Origin of the sequence: Vibrio sp. SCSIO 43140 (assembly GCF_023716585.1) — a bacterium.
In the GTDB taxonomy this organism is placed as follows: domain Bacteria; phylum Pseudomonadota; class Gammaproteobacteria; order Enterobacterales; family Vibrionaceae; genus Vibrio; species Vibrio maritimus_B.
In genome coordinates, this window is record NZ_CP071851.1 from 1,479,883 (window position 1) to 1,500,181 (window position 20,299).

The following is a 20,299-nucleotide window of genomic DNA, read 5'->3' on the forward strand; positions in this document are numbered from 1 at the left end:
TTGAAAAACTTTAAGTGTAGGATGGAAACAAGATAGATCATGGTGACCGTGAAGCTTAAGCGGGAATGATGCTGGCCCCAGCAGGAACCAGCATCTCATCTAGTGAGAGTTACTGAATTAACCCAAACATTCTTGGCAACGTAAGACTGATCTCTGGGATAAAAGTAATCGCCAACAAGGTAATTATGAGTAACGCACAGAAAGGTATCACCGATTTAATGACGCTCTCAATCTTGGCTCCACTGACACTACAACCTACAAATAATGCAGTACCAACTGGAGGCGTTGCAATACCGATACATAGATTAAAGATTATCATCATCGCGAAGTGCACAGGATGCATACCCAACTGAGTTGCAATAGGCATGAAAATAGGGGTAAAAATCAATACGGCGGGCGTCAAGTCCATGAACATGCCCACAACCAACAGTATGAGGTTCATCATGATAAATATCATGATTGGATCGTCTGATATAGACATCATCCACTCACTGATCAAGCTTGGAAGTCCAGTAAATGCCATTGCCCATGACATAATGGTAGAAGCACCAATTAAGAACAACATAATGCCCGTAATTTCTGCCGTTTCTACCAGTATGGTTTTCATGATGTTTAGATTCAAAGTGCCATAACACAAAGACAGTGCAAAAGCATAAAGCACTGCAATGCACGCCCCCTCTGTTGCTGTAAATATACCTCCGATAATCCCACCGATAACCACAACGATGAGGCCTAAACTCGGCATCGCACGTAAACTTATCTGGAGAGCTTCACGCACTGAAACTCTTGGTGACGTATCTTGGTACCCACGTTTTTTAGCAATAAAGTAGGCAAGCACCATACAGGTTACGCCCATCAATATGCCAGGAATGTAACCCGCAATGAAAAGTGCAGCGATAGAAGTACCACCACTTACTACCGAAAATACAATCAGCGAGTTACTTGGCGGAATAAGCAAACCTGCAGGACATGAAGCAACGTTTACGGCAGTCGAGAAGGATTTGTCGTAACCCTCTTTTTCGAGCTCTGGTTCAAGCGTTTTACCAACTGCTGCCGCAGCGGCTACCGCAGAGCCCGAAACTGAACCAAAAAGCATGTTCGCTATCACGTTAACGTGACATAAACTCCCTGGCATTTTTCCTACTAGAACCTTTGCAAAGTCAACGAGCCTTGCTGCAATACCCCCACGATTCATAATATTACCGGCTAGGATAAAGAACGGAATCGCTAACAGGCTAAAACTATCAATACCCGTCACTATTTTCTGCCCTGCGGTCATAAATGCCACATTCGTAGGCATGATAGTGCACATGATAATCAACGAAGAGGTCGCTATAGCAATTGCGATAGGTACGCTAAAAGCAATCAACCCCAAGAACAAACATAGAAGCCAAAAACCGACTGAAATATCCATAACTAACCTCGGCTATGTTCGGGTTTGGTGAATAGCTCTAACGTATTAAGAACGATATAGAGCGTCATGAGTACACCCGCAACTGGGAGAATTGTGTAGACATAGGACATTGGTATTTGAAGCGCTGGGGACAACTGAGAACCTGTTCTTCCAATTAGCTGCAAGCCTCCTTTGATCATAGCGACACTGATAAAGGCCACAGAGGTCGCATTGATCGCTAAGAAGGCGTATTTCTGATGTGTGCTCTTTAACGCCCCCACAAACAAAGTGATCGCTAAGTGACCATTCTTGCCAAACAAGTAGCTTGCACCCGCCAAACCAAACCAAATCATTAAGTAACGAGCTGCTTCATCGGTCCACGAACTTGGATCATTGAGTACATAACGACTAAACACCTGCCATGTTACGGCCAACACAAGACTGATAATGGCAAAGCCACAAAAGCAGAGGACAAATTTATCCATCCACTGCTTAATCATATGGATATATTTATACATAAAACTTACCTAAGCGAATGCGCCAAAGGGACATGACCCTTGGCGCAGATAGAGAACAGCTGTTGCTTATAGCGCTTCAATTGCGTTGATGTAGTAGCCCAGAACAGGGTCCGATTTGGCTTGCGTGATCATAGGGGCAACTCGCTCACGGAACTTAGATTTATCCACCTCAATGAACTCAACGTTTGCTTGCTTCGCTTTTTTCATGTTAGCTGAATCAATCTCGGCCCAGATTTTGATTTCTTCTTCCATCGACTCGGTCGCTGCTTCCTTAACGATTTTTTGATGCTCTGGAGACAGTCCATTCCACGTGGTTTCAGAAATCATGATGAGGTCTGGTGTAATCATGTGCTGGTCCATAGCGTAGAATTTCGCCACTTCCATGTGCTTCATTTCAACTAGCGAAGAGATATTGTTTTCTGCTGCATCAATGACTCCTTGTTGCAACGCAGTGTAAACCTCCGTAAATGGGACCGGCGTTGCTTTTGCTCCTAATAAACGAATCATCTCAATCATAGTTGGTGATTCTGGAACACGGATCTTTAGACCTGCCAAATCATCAGGAGAATGAATAGGTTTTGAGCTGTAGAAGCTTCGGGAACCACTATCATAAAATGTTAAGCCTAGAAAACCTTTACCTTGACTAGACTGGAGCATTTTTTCCGCTGCTTCGCTTCGAATGAAGTCATGCATGTGCTCAGAACTTCTGAACAAAAATGGAATAGAAACCGCTTTAAACGTTGGTTCAAAAGACTCGGCTAATGAGCCATTGATTTTCGCCATATCAATGGCACCAGTGACCACTTGCTCTGCTTGATCACGTTCAGAACCTAACATTCCGTTAGCAAAGATGCGCACGTCCAAGTCACCACCAGACTTTTCTTTCACTTTTGCAGCAAAAATCTCCATGCCTTTGTGCGCCGCACTTTCTAAGTTCATCGCGTGGCCGAGTGTTAACGTTTTAGCCTGTACACCGCAAGCAAGAAGTACTGAAGCAGCAGCGAGGGTCAGAGTAGGTTTGATCTTCATGTTTTCATTCCTTGATAGGTAAGTTAGTTTTAATTCTTTTGGTTACTTATTGCACTATCAATGAATACTCTTATATTTTTGTATTACAATTTATCAGCTACACTTATGTGATAGATTGCTTATTTTTTTACCACGTCATATAACAAACTGTGACAAATTTCTAAAATTGTAGATTCGATATAAAGATAGGAAAGATTAGAAAGTTTAGAGCATAAGAATCGCTCTCAAAGTGCTATTTTAAAAGCACTAATTGTTCTTATTGGCTGCAACATTTGATCGCTGAAATAGGCTAATTTTGTTAACTAGCGCCAATATTCAATACGCAGTTTTGGTTGATATGTGATCGGCTACACATATCAATTTAACTCAACTTTTCATTCTATTTTGCCCAAATATTATGTAAGACAATATGACATTACAATGGAATTAACATAATGAAAAAGTTGACCATCATTGCCGGCTCTATCCTACTCTCCCTACCATTAACCACACTAGCTGATGTCGCTAACAATGGCGTTTCATACCCTGTACCTGCTGACAAGTTTGACATGCGAAACTGGAAGATCACGATCCCATCTGATATTAATGAAGATGGTAAGGTCGATGAAATTGAAGGGGTTGCTATGCTTAGCTACTCTCACGAGGACTTCTTCCATCTCGATCAAGATGGCAACCTAGTATTTGAAGTACACAACAAAGCCATCACCACCAAGAACTCAAAGAATGCACGCTCTGAGCTTCGTCAAATGCCACGCGGCGCGAACTTCGATAACATTCTCACCAACGACAAACTCAACCAATGGGCTCTCTCTAGCCACCCTGATGCCAAAAGCTACAGCGCCGTGGGCGGAACGCTAGAGGCAACGTTGAAAGTCAATCACGTGTCTTTGAATGCGAAATTCCCTGAAAAATACCCTGCACACTCTGTGGTAGTTGGTCAGATTCACGCTAAAAAACACAACGAGTTGATAGAAGCCAAAACGGGTTATGGCCACGGTAACGAACCGCTGAAGATTTTCTACAAGAAGTTTCCTGATCACGAGTATGGTTCCGTTTTCTGGAACTATGAGCGTAACCTAGCCAAAGCTGATCCTGATCGCGCTGATATTGCTTACCCTGTTTGGGGTAACACTTGGGAAAACCCAGCAGAACCAGGTAAAGCAGGTATCAAGCTTGGAGAAGAGTTCAGCTACAAGGTAGAAGTCAAAGGCACCATGATGTATCTAACGTTCGAGACTGCACGACACGATACCGTGAAGTACGAAATCGACCTAAGCAAAGGCATCGATGAGAAAGACTTCCCAACTGGCTACGCGGAAGATGATTTCTACTTCAAGGCAGGTGCTTATGGTCAATGTAGCACCCAAGAGAAACACCCTGTTTGGGGGCCAGGCTGCGCGGGTACGGGTGACTTCGCGACAGATAAGAAAAATGGCGATTACAACAGCGTAACCTTCTCAGTACTTAAGCTGAATGGTAAATAAAACCGCTCACTAAGACTATTGCGCTCTTGGCACATCTCCTGTTCAAAGAGCGCAATAGATGTGCCAAGTGTTACTTCAAGCGCACCGACCGATAAAATACACTCACCTATCAAACAGCATGTCATAAAATACTTGTCTCGACTCAGAAGTACTGCCTCGGTGTGTCACGTAATTGGCGTGTTCATCGTTTGAAGCCGTCGGCGACAACTCGATGCTCCATAGCGCTTTAAACTCATTAGGTACAACCGAATACCTAACGTCCATGATTCGAGATGAGTTATTGGGATCTTGAGCTAGGTAGCCATGAGAGAACCAACGAAATCGCTCCACGTCTTTCGCTTGCTGCGAGTTTGGATCTAACCAAGGAAAATCTCTGGTAACCACCAGTTTATTAATGGACTCTCCCGGATAAGCTTTTACTGTCCTCCCCACTCGCACTGCATCCGCAAAGTAACTATCCTCGGTTTCATAAACGACCTTCCACACTAGGATATTAGCAAAACTCGGTTTGGCTTCCAGCTCAATAACCTGATGCTGGCGCGCCTTGGCAAGTTGCCAGCCCGCAACCTCAGCACGATCCCGTTGGACCATTCCAACAAGCGGATAAGCTAGCGCCCATATCATGGCGATTCTGGCAAACCACGGGCTACGCTTTAGTGTTGCGATGACCACCAACATTAAAAGAGGCAAGGTAAACATGGGATCGATAACCGACACCACCCGCCAAGCGTACCTCTCGTTGCTAAATGGCCAGAGAAGCTGAGTACCGTAAGAGGTGCACGCATCCAAAAGCGCATGGGTACCGTATCCTAGAGCGCAGTAAAACCAAGTCTGAGCGAAGGAAAAGCCGAACCGTTTGGCAAACACGTGATAAAGCACAATGGCACAAATGACGCTACCAAAAGGAATAAACAATAGGGAGTGGGTAAACTGGCGGTGATACTCCAAGAACAGCAAAGGATCGCTTGAAGAGCGAATTAAAACGTCGAGATCAGGCGACATGCCAGCAAGAAGCCCAAGAGCGCCAGCAATCAGTATATTTTGCTTTTTACTCGCCGATTGCGACAAAGACGCGCCGAGGACACCCTGTGTTATTGGATCCATAATTCACTCTAAAGCTGATAATTTCGAACAGACCATACAATCAGCTATAGCAGTAAATGACTGATCTTTCTAATGTAGCTATTATTGAAGTGAAATCTTTTACCTATCGAGCAAATAGGTTTATACCTATTCCTATATAACAATAAGTATCTATTCATTATGACCGTCAAAGAGATCCTGCAAGTTCGCAACGTCCGCTGTTTCTTAATGTTCCGAAGCAGTTACTTTGCACGCTTTTACTACCCAGTTTTCACACTACTCTACTTGGATTACGGTCTTACCCTCTCACAGTTTGCTATGCTCAATGTCGTTTGGGCGGCGACCATTGTCATTTCAGAAGTGCCATCGGGCGCATTTGCTGACACCTTAGGTCGCAAAAAGCTGGTCGTCCTCTCCTCGCTCGTGATGTTTGTTGAAATCGCCATGATAGCCTTAGTTCCGACAGAGAACCCCAACGTGGTCTTCATGGTTTTCTTGATTAATCGAGTGTTGAGTGGGCTCGCCATGTCACTGGCAAGTGGTGCCGACGAAGCACTCGCGTACGACACACTCAAAGATCAAGGTAAAGAAGAAGTCTGGCCCCAAGTTCTGCAAATGCAGCTTCGCATTGCCTCAAGCGTAGGGATTGTCGTTACCTTGCTTGGTGCGGCGATGTACGATGTGAACTTTATGGCTCCGATTTTTGAAGCGCTTGGGATGAACAGGCCAGAGTCAACACAAGACATCATGCGTATTCCGGTTTTCGCCACTCTAATTGTCGCTCTCATTGCTATCTATGCTGCATTTAGTATGGAAGAAGAGAAAAAGGAGAAGACGGCAGAAGGCGGAAAACTCGCTACAACGATGGCGAGCCTTAAGCTAACCATGAATACTGGGAAGTGGGTGCTATCAACCCCTTACGTTCTGTTTATTTTGCTCTACTACAGCCTATTCGAGCATACCTCGCGCATGTTTCTCACCATGAACAGTCAATATTATCGAGCGATTGAGATCCCCATTATCTACATCGGCTTTATTGGCGCCGGAATCAGTGTGTTTCAAATACTACTCGCAGGAAGGAGCCGCAGGCTGGCTGAACAAATGGAGCCAAAACGATTCATCCTAGCAATGGGGGTCGCCACCATCGCAACCTACTATTGCATTAGTCTGGGCTGGCCTATCTTCGGAGTCATTCCCGCATTAACATTAATCTTCATCACCATGACGATGAATATATTCATCAGCTATCACCTGAACAAGAAGACCGAATCGCACAACAGAGCCACTGTACTTAGTTTTAAGGGGCTCATGTTTAATCTTGGCTATGGGTTTATCGGCATGCTTTACGCCTATTACTATAAACTGCTTTCCCAAAATTATACGGAACAGCAAATTGAGCAACATGTTGATTTCATTGCCTCTCTGTCATCGTTTGTTTATTACTTTGCGTTTCTGTTTATCGCTATCAGTGCTTGGTTCTACATAAAGAACAAGCGAACAACAGTGTTTTCTTAATGGCTAGCTTGGAAGTTATGTAATGCAGTCTATTTCTCTCGCACAGGCTCAGAAAATTGCTCTGCTGTCTCAGGGGCTCCCTACTCAAAAGCTAACTGGTACCGCTTACCAGAAAACCGTGCAAGCGATGCAGACGTTAGGCTATGTGCAGATTGATACCATCTCTGTCGTGCAACGTGCACACCACCACACCTTTTGGAGTCGGAATCATAGTTACGCTCCAGAGCACTTAGATCGGATGGTGAAAGAACGTTTGGTATACGAGTATTGGTCTCATGCTGCTTCGTATCTGGATATGGCAAATTTTCAATTTTCACTACCTCGAAAACACGCCATCAAGTCAGACAAACAAAATCACTGGTTTAGGAAAAACCCTAAGCTGATGTCGGAGGTACTCGCGAGAATCACATCAGATGGTCCTTTAATGGCGAGAGATTTTGAATCTAGTGTCACAAAGAAAACGGGATGGGAGAGCAAACCGACTAAGCAAGCACTCGAAATGCTTTACATGCAAGGTGATTTGATGATTACTGAACGCAAGAGCTTTCATAAAGTTTACGACCTAACTGAGCGAGTGCTGCCCTCTCACATCGAGACAGGAATCCCAACAGCGCTGGAACATGCAAAGTTTCTTGTCATTAACTCGCTTGTGACTCATGGTCTAGCCACATTGGCAGAAATAACCTATCTACAAAAAGGTATGAAAGCGAGCGTCAATGAAGCGATAAATCAGCTAGTTGAGGAGGGAGAAATAGATAAGGTATCAGTGAATGGAGAGATCTATTTCACTCGTCCTCAATCCCTTTCGTTATTGGATAAAAGGCTGAATCGAAAACAAACACGCATCCTCTCCCCCTTTGATAATCTTGTCATTCAGCGCGACAGGGTGAGCAAGCTTTTTAACTTCGATTACCTTCTAGAGTGCTACGTCCCCGCGACCAAACGGCAACATGGCTACTTTGTCTTACCAATATTGTGGGACGGGCGATTGGTTGCAAGAGCAGATTGTAAAGCCCACAGGAAAGAGGCGCACCTAGAGGTTATAACGCTCCACATTGAGCCCAGTGCCAACAAGCAGACTGCATTTAAGGACAGTCTAGAGCTTGAACTCGCACAGTTTGCTCATTTCAATGGATGTGCAACTTTCAGTATCTCACGACAGGTTGCCTAACTCGCACGAGAACCTCAGCCTTTTACTTTTTCAGACACACCAAAGAACTGCTCTGGCGTTTTCTCTTCACCCCGGGCGATAACAAATGCCAGTTCATCCGCCAAAGGTGAACGCAATTGTCTTAGCGTATCTAGATCTTCTCTCGCAAGTGCGGCATTGCCCATCTGAACATGTAATACACCTCGATACATATAAGGTTCAGGCATTTTTGGAGAGAGTGCTATGGCCTTGTTGTAGTGAAACATCGCCGTGTTGTAATGGTCTGGGCCTTGCTTTCGTAAGGTATACGCTAGGTTGTTGTGCGCTTCCGCCCAGTCTTTATCTCGCTTCAAGGCTGTTCGAAATTTTCGCTCTGCATCAAGAAACTGCTTGTCCATCATCAACTCAACACCCTGATTGTATATCCGCTCAGCCCGGCTGAGAGGGTTGCTGCTCGAGCCAGAGCCGGCAGCCCAAAGGCTTGATGAAACGATCATACTGGTTACGAGGATTATATTGCTTCGCATGGTTCTCTCCTGATTTGCCGACGCTCTTTACTTACGCGACGCAATTCTTACTGGTTCACCTTTTAGCAAAATCACCACACCTCAAATACCAGAAAACACACTCCCTTCGTGTTACCAAAAACGATCCCGTTATCAGTTTGTAATATTTGGTTATATTTCCTCAATAAGAGAACAGTCTCAGAATTTTATATTAAACAGACCTGTCGTTAACGATAAAAATCAGAATTATCTCAAAAACAGCTAACAAAACGCAGCAAGAAAACTTGCACATTTTGTGACCTATTACTCTCACCCTTTGTACTCATCCCCCTTCACCTCTTTAGGGGGATGAGTAGCTATTTTTGGGTGAGGAATATCCTAGGCTCGCCCTAACCAAAAATAAAAAAGGACAAACCATGACATCAATAAAATCTGCTCTGTCTATGGCAGTGATAAGTGCACTAATGTTTGGCTGTGCGTCTGACCCAGCGACATCATCAGCGGATGACAGTGCTGCAACAACGACAGCTGCTGTGGCGGCTGCTCCCGCAGGCGTCGATACCGCCGCGATGGCCGTCTGTGACGCGCCAACGGTTGCTGATAAAGGTCCTGTTAGCAAACAGCTTTTCGTAGTCGGTACGTTTGCCGATTCAAACTGGAAACACGTCGACGGACGTAAGTTCGAGCACAAAGGAGACGGTTTGTATCAAGCAGTGATAGACGAAAAACCAGGTAAGTTCAGCATGCAGTACGCAGCTTCAGACTGGAAACCACAATACACCGCAGAAGGTCGTACACTTAACCCAGGAGAGACAAAAGTACTTAAATGGGGTGGCTATGGCAAAGATACTAAATCGGTCATCGAAACTGCTGGAAAGTACGTTTGGTCAGTTAAGTTCGACGAGAAAGCAAATCCCGTCGCTGTATCAGTGAATAAGTGTATGTAACGCCTCGTAGCCAAGTGAGTGAACCTCACTTGGCTTCAAATCTCGCTTGACCCCTCAAAACTCTCAATGGCTACCTCAATAGGTTTGCCAATATCCCTCTTTCGTCGCTATCATTAATACCATCTGATGTAATTCACAAAGCCCGCAATGAAAAAGCATGAACAGCTGGTTCAAGACCTGATCAGTAAAATCTGCCAAGGTGTTATCACACACAAACTGCCTTCAGAAAGAGAACTCGCCGACAAATATCAATTATCTCGATTCTCTATCAGAAAGGCCCTATCGAAACTTGAGGCAATTGGTGTAGCCAAACCCAAAACGGGGTCGGGGTATTTTGTTAATACAGCGATGATTGGCTCGCCACTCATATATAACTCGATAACAGAAAATAGCTTCGAGCAGATCTCCTATAAAAAAGTTCAGCTTAATAAACGAGTACCAACTCATCATGAGATGCAAGTTTTCTCTATAGGTGAAAATGATTACTTGTGGCACATCAAACGGTTAAGGCTCATTCAAGATAAAATCACTCAAATAGAAGAAACGATTCTACCGGTACATTTATTCCCCAAAATGAATGACACTATTGTTGAAAGTTCGCTGCAAAAGCTCGCGCTTTCATTGGGTTTAGAAATAGACAGCTACTTAACCAGTTACAAAGCAGTAAGTTTATCATCTGAAGATGCAAAGCTATTAGAATGCAAACGTTCAACGTCGGCAATGAATATTACTAATCGAGGCTTTCTTTTATCGGGAGAGGCTTTTATTGTCAGTGACATTCTCGATATTAACTATCAATGTACGTATCACACCAAATTTAATAACGAAAGTTTGCAATACCGAGATCAAAACGACCGCTAAATTAGCGGTCGTTTTCTATTAGTCACTTTACGGTGTATGGATTGAGCCATCCGGCAGTCGACTTTGTGTCCATTCATGTGGACGATATTCAACCGGGAAGTCTTTCGCTGCTTGCACATCCATTTCAACGCCAATACCCGGCTTTTCTGACGCGTATAGGAAACCCTTTCTTGGCTCTGCTGCATTCGGGAACACGCGGCGCGTATTCTCTTTGTAATGCACGTGTTCTTGAATTGCCGCGTTGTGCAGATGGACATTCATATGCGTGTTCACTGCAGCACCGATTGGTGTCATATCTGGTGGGCAGTGCCAAGCAATTCGCACACCGAAGCTCTCGCAGAAATGACCGAGTTTCAATGCAGGTGTGATACCACCGATTTGCGAAACATGGCAACGAATAAAATCAATCTGACGATTAATGATGATCGACTTCCACTCTTCTGGGTTGTTGAACAGCTCACCTAAAGCCAAAGATACCGAGGTCTGACTGCGAATGTTGCTCAACCACTCTGTTTGGTTTGGTGGCAAGATATCCTCGATAAAATACGGGTAGTACTGCTCAACTTGCTTGGCAAATTGAATCGCTTGGTTAGGGAACAACCTCTCGTGAACGTCATGCAGAATATGGAACTGATTACCGTACTTCTCACGAAGTAGCTTAAACATGTTCAGTGTATTCGCCATGTACTGGTCTTGGTCGTAATACGAGCCTTCCGTTGGGTTTTCTGTTGTGTGCATGTTCTCTGGTACGCCACCGTAAAAACCAAGCTGACAACGAATGTGCTTATAGCCCTGTTCTAGGAACTGATCGACTTGCTCATACAAGCCTTCCATAGTATCGCTAGTTGCATGAGTGTAGACCTGAATCGCATCTCTTGATTTGCCGCCAAACAGTTGATGTAACGGCATATTTGCAAGTTTTGCTTTAATGTCCCAAAGCGCCATATCCACACCAGAAATCGCATTATTAATGACTGGTCCATTACGCCAATAGGAATTAACCATCATCATCTGCCACAGGTCTTCAATGTTATTTGCATTTCGACCAATAATCAGTGGCTTAATATATTCATCCACCATTGTCTTTACGGCAAGTGGACGCTGCTGAAATGTTGCACAACCATAACCCGTTACCCCTGATTCGGTTTCCACAATCACAGTAATTAGATTATGACGGTCTGGTTTGGTAATCACACATTCTATATTTGTAATGAGATTTTCTTTCACGATATTGGCTCTAGGTCAGAAATTTCATTCTATCTAACAGCGAAAAAAAACAGATTTCAAGCGCTATTTTATGGCAAAATTTGACTGGTTCGTTATCGATGGACTTTTACAAAGAAAAACGAACCAATCGATGAAAATAGCTTAAAATTAATGAATTGACGCATTTAATGTGACGAATCTCTCTGTTTTTTCGATTGGGGTAGATACGCCCTCTGGATATTATGTCCCCATCAAATAACGGCAGGAAATTCCATTATGCAACTGACTGAAACGCTTGATGACGTGAACTCAACAACGAAAAATAATAGTGAGCAAAACGGTTTCAACGACAACCTAAAAGTGCTAGTGACGGCGCTTGGTGGTGAGAGCAACATCGTAAACATTACCCACTGTATGACGCGCCTGCGCTTTAAGCTTGCGGACGAGTCATTGGCAAAAAAAGATGCCCTTGAGAAAATCCCGGGCGTGCGAGGTGTTGTTCTTGCACAAGGACAAACTCAAGTTGTCATCGGTGTCGATGTAGAAAAATGGTACAATGCACTCTCTGGTGTCAGCACGAGTACCGAAGAGCCAACTCTCGAGGTCGAAAAAGGTAAGCTGTTCCAAAGTGCAATGCGCGTGGTCGCAGGTATTTTCGGACCAGTAGTACCAGCCATCGCTGGTGCCGGTATGTTAATGGGACTGCTGTCTGGCCTTATCGCAACCAATGTGATTTCAGAATCATCCGATACGGTCTACTTCTTCCGTTCAATCTCTACTGCCGTATTCTTTTTCCTACCTATGCTGGTTTCTTTCTCTGCAGCCAAGGTGTTTAAAGTTAACGAGTACATCGCACTAGCCGTGTCATCAGCAATGCTGGCACCAAAACTGGTTGAGAAAGCAGCGCTACTCAAAGATGCCGGCGCGGCACCTGAACTCACGGTAATGGGCGTAATTCCTGTAGAGCTACTGAACTACGGCGGCGCTATCGTCCCGGCCATCCTAGCAGTTTGGGTACTCTCAAAGGTGACACCGTTTGTTGACCGATTCGTTCCATCGTCAGCAAAACCGGTATTTACACCGCTGCTCGCCTTTACTGTGACATCTACAATCGTACTCTCTTTGGTTGCTCCAGCGGGTATGTGGCTAAGTAACGGTGCGGGCTGGGTCGTGAGCTCACTTCTTGAGATTTCACCAACGCTAACTGGCTTCGTGTTCGGTTTGACGCGCCCAATTACTATCGTGTTTGGTATCCACCACAGCATGACGCCAATCAGCTTGAACAACTTTGCTTTGTACGGAAAAGATCTACTGATGCCAATCATGTGTCTTGGCAACCTAGCAATCGCTGGTGCAACTATGGCCGTGTGGTACAAGCAGCGTAAGCATGTTTCTAAAGAAGAGTCGTCAGTAACAGTAGGCTCTGGTATCACAGCGATTCTAGGCATTACTGAGCCAGCTCTATTCGGTGTTCTAACTAAGTACACAAAAGCACTGTTTACTGCGAGCTTGGCTGCTGGTGTTGTCGGCGCAATCTCTGTGACGATTGATACTCACCTAACGAGCTACATTCTATCGTCTGTATTTAGTCTTCCTGCTTACCTAGCAAGCGGTACTCAGAACTTCATTCAAGCAGTACTTGGCGTTGTGGGTGTATTTGCTCTGGCATTTGCTCTGACTATGATGTTTGTAAACGTCGACGATAAGTAATCTACAAGTAGTCTAAAACGAAAAGGCTCACACGCTTTTAACTAGAGATAGTTACTAGGGTGTGGGCCTTTTTGGTGTTTCAAGCCATACCAAAAATCGTCGTCATCCCCTTGAAAAAGGGGATCTCGTTCAGCGCGTCACGGAGTTAATTTATGCGACTTAGTCGAATAATTTCAGTTGCTTATACCACATAGGAGATCCTCACTTTCGTGTGGATGACGGTTATATGGGGTACGTTAGAAATGAATGGATGCAGAGTATTTATGTCCAGACCTGTGCTTGCGGGGTAGATCAACGTAACTCAAAACTACCCAAGTTCGTGTTCACACCCTCCAAAAATCACCGTCATCCCCTTGAAAAAGGGGATCTCATTCGGCGCGTCGCGGAGTTGATTTATGCAACTTAGTCGAATACTTTCAGTCACCTACACTCTGTAGGAGATCCTCACTTTCGTGAGGATGACGGTTATATAGGGTATGTTAGAAATGAATAGATGCAGAGCATTAATGTTCAACAGTGAGTTTCAAACTTTGTCGTCACACTTTCTTTGTATAGCCACATCGGCTGAGTCTAAGTTTCGATTTTTACCGTCGAATACAAGACGTACATCCCCTGCAGGCAGAACGTGTTGCAGGGTCTAATCGACCTCTTTGGATCTTACAATACGCATTTCTAAGCACCCTTCTCGCAGCAAACCAGTCTTCCGGTTTTTGCATCAAAAGATAGCCGTTAAAACGCTTTAAAAGCGGCAGGCGATATTCATCAAGAAACTTGCGATCGTATTCAACCTCAAAGTAGTCAAACACTTGCTCTAATGCCGTGAAGGTAGCCAGTTTGTCTTGAAGTTCAACAAAGCTCATCGTACTGGAAGGGGTTAATGAAGTTGTCGAGATTGTAAGCGATCAACTGCGAATAGTCACTTTGAAGGCTAATAAATAAGAAAGGAATAAGGATAGTAGGGAACGGGAGACAAGCCCAAGGCGTCATTCCCTAAATGGGAAGCCCCCTAGCCTCGGGCTTGTGAACTTATGCTTGGTACTCTGGGTAGTCGAGTAGACCGACTTCGTTACCGCCAAACAAGGTGTTTGGATTGTGCTCAGCTAGCGGGTAGCCGTGCTTGATACGATTTGGTAAGTCTGGGTTCGAGATAAATGGACGACCAAAGCCAACCATGTCAGCAAGTCCACCAGCTAGAGCCTGTTCTGCCTTCTCTTGGTTATAGCGACCTGCGTAAATGATGGTACCTTGATACGCTTCACGAACCGCTGTTTTGAACTCAGCTGGTGTGTCAGGCGCGTCATCCCAATCTACTTCCGCAATGTGCATGTACACGACGTTATGTTTATTAAGTACACGTGCAGCCGCGGTATAGGTCTCTACTGGTGTCTTATCGACAGTACCGTTTAGAGAAGTAAATGGCGCTAGGCGAACACCCACTTTATCTGCACCAATGGCATCAACAACAGCAGCAACTACTTCGTCTAGGAAACGTAAGCGGTTTTCAATTGAACCACCATATTCGTCATGGCGGTTATTCGCTTCTGAATCAATAAACTGGTTGATTAGGTAGCCGTTCGCACCGTGCAGTTCGATACCATCGAAACCCGCTTCAACAGCGTTTAGTGCCGCTTGGCGGTATTGCTCGACCACATCTTTGATGTCTTGCTTGGTCATAGCGCGAGGTTCAACCACGTCAACAAAGCCTGGCTCGTTGGTGCCGTTATCGACGAAAACCTTTACATTCTCTGCTTTTAATGCAGAGGAAGAGATAGGCTGTTCACCACCAATGTTATCAGGGTGCGTAACACGACCTACGTGCCAAAGCTGAGCGAAGATAGCGCCGTCTTTTGCGTGTACTGCATCAGTCACTTTTTTCCAGCCAGCGATCTGCTCTTGAGAGTAGATGCCCGGTGTCCAAGCATAGCCTTGACCCATTGGAGAGATCTGTGTGCCTTCTGCAACGATAAGACCTGCTGAGGCGCGCTGGGCGTAGTACTCAGCCATCATATCGTTCGCTGCGTTACCTGGCTGTGACGCGCGAGATCGAGTCATCGGTGGCATTACGATACGGTTTTTTAGAGTGAGTGAACCCAGTTGAATTGGTTGAAACATTGAATCTGTCATAATCATAAACCTCTATATGTTCTCTATTATTTGCTCGATTGAATTAGCTCAATAGAGTAACCGTCAGGATCTTTTACAAACGCGATGTGAGTTTCGCCGCCTTTCATTGGACCTGGTGCACGAGTGATGTTGCCACCCAGTTGTTCAATGCGCTCACATGCCGCATAAATATCATCACAACCAATCGCAATATGCCCCCAAGCATTGCCTTGATCGTACTGATCTGTATCCCAGTTGTAAGTCAGCTCGATGGTAGAGCCTGCATCTTGACCCTCGTAGCCAACAAAGACGAGTGAATAGCGATACTCTTCATTCTCGAAACGGTCTAACACCTTCATGCCAAGAACTTCTGAGTAGAATTTAATGGACTTATCTAGGTCCACTACGCGAATCATTGTGTGCAAAACTTTCATATTAACCCTCGCCTGAATCTTATGTAGACACTCACCTTTAATCGGCTAAGGTAACCACATAAGCGAAATGGTGATTTCCAACTGGCGCTAGATTACGACAAAAGTGAAAGTACGTGAAATTATCAGATATTATGATTTGCATAATATTTTGGAATGATAGAGTTACAACAATGCCTTGAATTGTTGAGATACATCTGTCTCACTTTTAGTTTCAAAGCAACCCAAAACATCGTCATCCGCTTGCAAAAGGTGATCTGATTCAACGTGTGCAAAACTGATTTACGTGACTCGGTCCATACCTTTCCGTTAGCTACACGCTTTAGGAGATCCTCACTTGCGTGAGGATGACGAGTTTATTAGAGGTCGGGTTCTGGGAGTAGAAGTTAAAGACCAGTCTTAATTTCACTGTCTTTGAACGATAAACATATGGTAGCCAAATTCTTCAGCAAATTGAGTGCAGATCTCTACCTCATGCTTGATGTCTTTCCATGCAGCCTTTTCAGACATATCTGATTCAAGCTCTATAACTCGTTCACTCAGTGGTCCGTAGTAGTTCATCCAAGCTTCACGACTCATCGGAAAGTGGTCAACAACTTGGTAGCCCGCTTTTTTAATCTGCTCAAGTCGTGTGTCTACCTGCTGGATATCTGGATACTCTTGATTCCAAAACTCCACCGACGCTTCACTTGGCGTCGATGTTTTCCAAACCATATCACTCAACATAATGTATCCGTGATCCTTCAAGAAAGACTTCCATTGAGATAGGGCTTTCTCTACTCCCATGATATAAGCACTACCTTCTGCCCAGATAAGATCGAAACTTTGTGGTTCAAATGGTAGCTCTGTCATACTTGCAACAACGGTATTGAGCCTTTCCGCTAAACCAAGTTGTTGGAAACGCTCGACAAGTCGATTCAACGCTGACTGCTCATTATCGATTGCAGTAATAGTTGCATTACTGTTTTCTGCTAGCACTTTGGTTGCCAGTCCTTTTCCGCAGCCAACTTCAAGCAGGTTTTTGGGCGCTTTTGGTACTGCGTGTAATGCCTTTAGTGTTTCTTGCTCACTTCCCGGTCCCCAACGTTCAAGCGTTTCGAATACCGTCATAAAGTCAGCCATATAAAGTTCGTGTTCGTTCATGTCTTTTGATAACCATTTCAATCTCAGGGCATCTTTTTCACTAAAGCCCTGATTAATTAACCATTCGAGATGGGCATCTGGCGCTAACTTATCGAGCCCTTCATGCCATGCTTTGAGATCACCTTCTCCCAGCATAGCGGCTAACAGATCACGCGAGCGCTGCTTCTGCTCAATCTCATCATCCAATACTTGCAAGCGTTGCTGTAACAATGCTCGGTCGACTTTCGCCTCCAAACACGCTTTACACTCTTTCAGAGTCAAACCACCAGCTTGCAGTTGCTGGATCAATCGGACACGTTGCAGGTCTTTATCGCTGTAGACTCGGTAACCATTGGATAAACGTTTCCCGCTAATAAGGTTCTGTTTTTCATAATAAAGCAGCGCTGTTCTCGACAACCCCACTTCTGCAGCTAACTCTGATATCCGATACACCACAACGTCCTCTCCGATTGATGGTTGGCACTCTAAACTATAAAGCTGTAGACAGGTCAACAGCAAATAAAAAAACACCGCGAATAAACTAACGCGGTGTTTTTACCAGTATGAGCTACGAAGCTATTTTAATCCGGCTATTGCAAAGCTTTTATTGCTGTACAAAAACTGACATCAGCCACGTTCGTTTGAATGTCGTACGAGTGATATAGCTCAAAGCAAGGACGCTCATCCGTTTCTAACTGCTGCTCCACGACCTGCGCCATTAACTCTTCCCACGCAGTTGAATACTGAGATTTTTCGGTAATGGTTTTTCGTATGCATGCATACTTGCCTCCCTCGAACTCTGTCATTTCAATGCCAGCGGGTGTATCGACGGAGGAATCAAGCAGCAAGCCGATATCAGTTCGACACTTTTCTGCTGGGGTGATTTCTGGATTGTCGTGATAGATGAACACGTTCGTCTGCGCTGCAAGTCCATTTGGACCCGCCCAACTGTATAGCTTACCTACCGCTGGTTCATAATTATTACCATAAGGTCCTGTTACTCGAACAAACGCCAACTGACCTGATTCAATCATTCTAATTTCCATTTGGGTACTCCACTTATAAGGTTCGAAATCAGTATATGGAGTCGTGCTGACAGACTCGTGTCCATTGTTGCGAAGTAAGTGTCCAATCTTGCTGCTTCGCATTAACTGAGCGTATTGATCCAAATCATCACAGTCTCGAATTTGTGTCGGTGTTATCCCAAAGTACTTTTTAAACGCCTTCGCCATACTTTGCGAACTACCAAAGCCATGGTCTAGCGCCACTTCTGTGACACCTGGCTTGTTGTAAAACAATGTATTCGCAGCTTGCTCTAGTCTTAATCTTCGAAGAAAGTCATTAAGGGTTTCTCCCGTCACCACCTTAAAAATTCGATGAAAGTGATATGGGGACAGGTGCGCTTTCTTAGCCACAACCTCTAAGTTAAGAGGTTGATCAAAGTGCTGCTCAAGATAGCGGATAACAGGTTGTAATTTTTGCTGATAGTCGACTTTCATGGGCATCATTCTATTTAAAACCAGATAGCACATAGCCTAGCAAAAACTGTATATAAACACAGTTATTATTTACAAAATTAAGAGGTGAGTTGGTAAGATATGAAACAAACTTGACCAAGCGAGGACAAACATTGTCCTCGCCCACGAGTCGTCAACTGAACTAGATTGATTGGCTCTCTACTCAAAGCCCGAATACTTGACCCCTGACAAGTGCGACATTTCTCGATTCCATGTAGCCAAATCTTTCTTATTGAACTGACCGAGTTCATTGTGACCACACGCCCTCGCCATTACCTGCATTAAAGAAACCGAGGCTTCAAAAAAGTTCTTTAGCTGGTGAGAGGCTTTGTCGACGTTTAGTCGCTGCCTTAGATCGGCCTTTTGTGTTGCGATGCCAGCAGGGCAATTGTTGGTATTGCACATTCGAGCGGCGACACAGCCGATGGATTGCATCGCACTGTTCGAAATCGCCACACCATCAGCACCCAGCGCCATCGCTTTCACAAAGTCCATTGGCACTCGCAACCCACCTGTGATGATGAGCGTCACTTTACCACTCATGCCTTGCTTATCTAGATAACGGCGAGCTCTTGCCAGCGCAGGAATCGTTGGCACACTAATATGATCCCTGAACATTTCAGGCGCTGCACCTGTGCCGCCTCCTCTACCGTCGAGAATGATGTAATCAGCACTTGCATCCAACGCAAATTGAATGTCTTCCTCAATATGATTTGCGCTTAGCTTAAAGCCGATAGGAATGCCCCCTGTTACCTCTCGTACTCTATCTGCAAATTTTTTAAAATCTTCCACAGTATGGAGATCTTTAAAGGTTGGCGGAGATATTGCCGCCTCGCCTTCTGGAATACCACGAACTTCAGATATTTTCCCAATATTCTTGTTACCAGGAAGGTGGCCGCCGGTTCCTGTTTTTGCGCCCTGCCCTCCTTTAAAATGGAAGGCTTGAACCGATTTTAGTTTTTCTTCATCGTAACCAAATCCAGCACTGGCTAGTTCGTAAAAGTAGCGTGAGTTCGCTGCTTGCTCTTCAGGAAGCATTCCCCCTTCACCAGAGCAAATCCCCGTCCCCGCAAGCTCAGCCCCCCTCGCCAGTGAGACTTTCGCCTCCTCGGATAGCGCGCCAAAACTCATGTCAGATACAAACAAAGGAATTTTCAACTTGAGCGGCTTTTTAGCTTGTGGGCCAATCACAAGTTCTGTACCTACCGCCACATCTTCCAGCAAAGGCTTTGTCGCCATTTGCGCCACCATGATTTGAAGATCATCCCAATGCGGCAGTAGATGTCGCGGAACACCCATCGACGTCATCGGCCCGTGATGACCAAGCTTTGATAGTCCCTCGCGAGCGAGCTGATGGATAAACTCAACGGTCGGCTCTTCTTTGGTTTGAGTTGCTATCGGTGCGGCATCGGCAGCACTCGAAATACCCGGTCCCTCTTTACCCACCATGTCATCCGAAAAGTTTTTATGTGTGCCATCGCAATAGGGAAGATTTGCAGAATGCTTGCACCGACACAGATAGGCGTCACCCGTTGACTCGGCCTTGAAGCTTTTCGGTTTAAAGTCAGTACCGGCATGAGAGCCGTCACAATAAGGTTGTTTTTTGGAACGGCCACATGTACAGAAGTAATAATCTTGACCTTCGGTCAGCTCAACTTTGACCGGGATGTTATTGGCAATGATTGGTTTGCTCATAGTGCTTCCTTGATCGGATTATAGTTATC

General features: G+C 44.9%; 18 protein-coding genes. 6 read left to right on the top strand and 12 right to left on the bottom strand.

What is annotated here, in order from left to right; translation table 11 throughout:
* Positions 1–109: 109 nt before the first annotated feature.
* The 3 genes from J4N45_RS25060 to J4N45_RS25070 all read right to left on the bottom strand — a co-directional run bounded on the left by J4N45_RS25060 (position 110) and on the right by J4N45_RS25070 (position 2,940).
* Positions 110–1,414 (bottom strand): TRAP transporter large permease, encoded by a 1,305-nt coding sequence (locus tag J4N45_RS25060; protein WP_252015278.1) that lies wholly within the window; start codon positions 1,412–1,414, stop codon positions 110–112.
* 2 nt (positions 1,415–1,416) lie between these two features.
* On the bottom strand, positions 1,417–1,911 hold the full coding sequence (locus J4N45_RS25065; protein WP_252015280.1) for a TRAP transporter small permease: 495 nt from the start codon (positions 1,909–1,911) through the stop codon (positions 1,417–1,419).
* A 66-nt stretch (positions 1,912–1,977) separates the two neighbouring features.
* Complete coding sequence (locus J4N45_RS25070; protein ID WP_252015282.1) at positions 1,978–2,940, bottom strand: TRAP transporter substrate-binding protein; 963 nt, start codon at positions 2,938–2,940, stop codon at positions 1,978–1,980.
* A 434-nt stretch (positions 2,941–3,374) separates the two neighbouring features.
* Between J4N45_RS25070 and J4N45_RS25075 the strand changes: the two genes are divergently transcribed.
* Positions 3,375–4,424, top strand: coding sequence for a polysaccharide lyase family 7 protein (locus J4N45_RS25075; RefSeq protein WP_252015284.1), 1,050 nt, complete (start codon positions 3,375–3,377; stop codon positions 4,422–4,424).
* Positions 4,425–4,526: 102 nt separating this feature from the next.
* Here J4N45_RS25075 and J4N45_RS25080 read toward each other — a convergent pair whose 3' ends face one another.
* A complete protein-coding gene (locus J4N45_RS25080) occupies positions 4,527–5,528 on the bottom strand; it encodes a metal-dependent hydrolase (protein ID WP_252015286.1) in 1,002 nt (333 codons plus the stop codon).
* A gap of 159 nt (positions 5,529–5,687) precedes the next feature.
* On the opposite strand from J4N45_RS25080, the gene J4N45_RS25085 reads away from it, so the two are divergent.
* Positions 5,688–7,022, top strand: a complete 1,335-nt coding sequence (locus J4N45_RS25085) for an MFS transporter (RefSeq protein WP_252015287.1) — start codon at positions 5,688–5,690, stop codon at positions 7,020–7,022.
* Between the two features lie 22 nt (positions 7,023–7,044).
* A complete protein-coding gene (locus tag J4N45_RS25090; protein ID WP_252015289.1) occupies positions 7,045–8,193 on the top strand; it encodes a winged helix-turn-helix domain-containing protein in 1,149 nt (382 codons plus the stop codon).
* Between the two features lie 14 nt (positions 8,194–8,207).
* Here the strand turns inward: J4N45_RS25090 and J4N45_RS25095 are convergent, their stop codons facing one another.
* On the bottom strand, positions 8,208–8,699 hold the full coding sequence (locus J4N45_RS25095; RefSeq protein WP_252015291.1) for a tetratricopeptide repeat protein: 492 nt from the start codon (positions 8,697–8,699) through the stop codon (positions 8,208–8,210).
* Positions 8,700–9,094: 395 nt separating this feature from the next.
* Here J4N45_RS25095 and J4N45_RS25100 point away from each other — a divergent pair, with 395 nt between their 5' ends.
* A complete protein-coding gene (locus J4N45_RS25100; RefSeq protein ID WP_252015293.1) occupies positions 9,095–9,625 on the top strand; it encodes a glycosidase in 531 nt (176 codons plus the stop codon).
* A gap of 147 nt (positions 9,626–9,772) precedes the next feature.
* A complete protein-coding gene (locus J4N45_RS25105) occupies positions 9,773–10,486 on the top strand; it encodes a GntR family transcriptional regulator (protein WP_252015295.1) in 714 nt (237 codons plus the stop codon).
* 27 nt (positions 10,487–10,513) lie between these two features.
* Here the strand turns inward: J4N45_RS25105 and J4N45_RS25110 are convergent, their stop codons facing one another.
* Complete coding sequence (locus J4N45_RS25110) at positions 10,514–11,713, bottom strand: enolase C-terminal domain-like protein (protein ID WP_234496402.1); 1,200 nt, start codon at positions 11,711–11,713, stop codon at positions 10,514–10,516.
* Positions 11,714–11,968: 255 nt separating this feature from the next.
* Between J4N45_RS25110 and J4N45_RS25115 the strand changes: the two genes are divergently transcribed.
* On the top strand, positions 11,969–13,402 hold the full coding sequence (locus J4N45_RS25115) for a PTS transporter subunit EIIC (RefSeq protein ID WP_234496401.1): 1,434 nt from the start codon (positions 11,969–11,971) through the stop codon (positions 13,400–13,402).
* Between the two features lie 584 nt (positions 13,403–13,986).
* Here the strand turns inward: J4N45_RS25115 and J4N45_RS25120 are convergent.
* From J4N45_RS25120 to J4N45_RS25145, 6 genes are all read right to left on the bottom strand, one after another.
* Entirely contained in the window at positions 13,987–14,262 is a 276-nt protein-coding gene (locus tag J4N45_RS25120) for a nitrogenase-stabilizing/protective protein NifW (protein WP_128649176.1), read from the bottom strand.
* Positions 14,263–14,428: 166 nt separating this feature from the next.
* Positions 14,429–15,526 carry an alkene reductase gene (locus J4N45_RS25125; RefSeq protein ID WP_252015296.1) on the bottom strand — a complete coding sequence of 366 codons (1,098 nt, stop codon included), beginning with the start codon at positions 15,524–15,526 and terminating at the stop codon, positions 14,429–14,431.
* 26 nt (positions 15,527–15,552) lie between these two features.
* Positions 15,553–15,939: a lactoylglutathione lyase gene (gloA, locus tag J4N45_RS25130; RefSeq protein WP_042470576.1), complete on the bottom strand. Its 387-nt coding sequence runs from the start codon at positions 15,937–15,939 to the stop codon at positions 15,553–15,555.
* Positions 15,940–16,341: 402 nt separating this feature from the next.
* On the bottom strand, positions 16,342–17,511 hold the full coding sequence (locus J4N45_RS25135) for a MerR family transcriptional regulator (RefSeq protein ID WP_252017243.1): 1,170 nt from the start codon (positions 17,509–17,511) through the stop codon (positions 16,342–16,344).
* 137 nt (positions 17,512–17,648) lie between these two features.
* On the bottom strand, positions 17,649–18,557 hold the full coding sequence (locus J4N45_RS25140) for an AraC family transcriptional regulator (RefSeq protein ID WP_252015298.1): 909 nt from the start codon (positions 18,555–18,557) through the stop codon (positions 17,649–17,651).
* A gap of 177 nt (positions 18,558–18,734) precedes the next feature.
* Complete coding sequence (locus J4N45_RS25145; RefSeq protein WP_252015300.1) at positions 18,735–20,270, bottom strand: glutamate synthase-related protein; 1,536 nt, start codon at positions 20,268–20,270, stop codon at positions 18,735–18,737.
* Positions 20,271–20,299 lie beyond the last annotated feature (29 nt).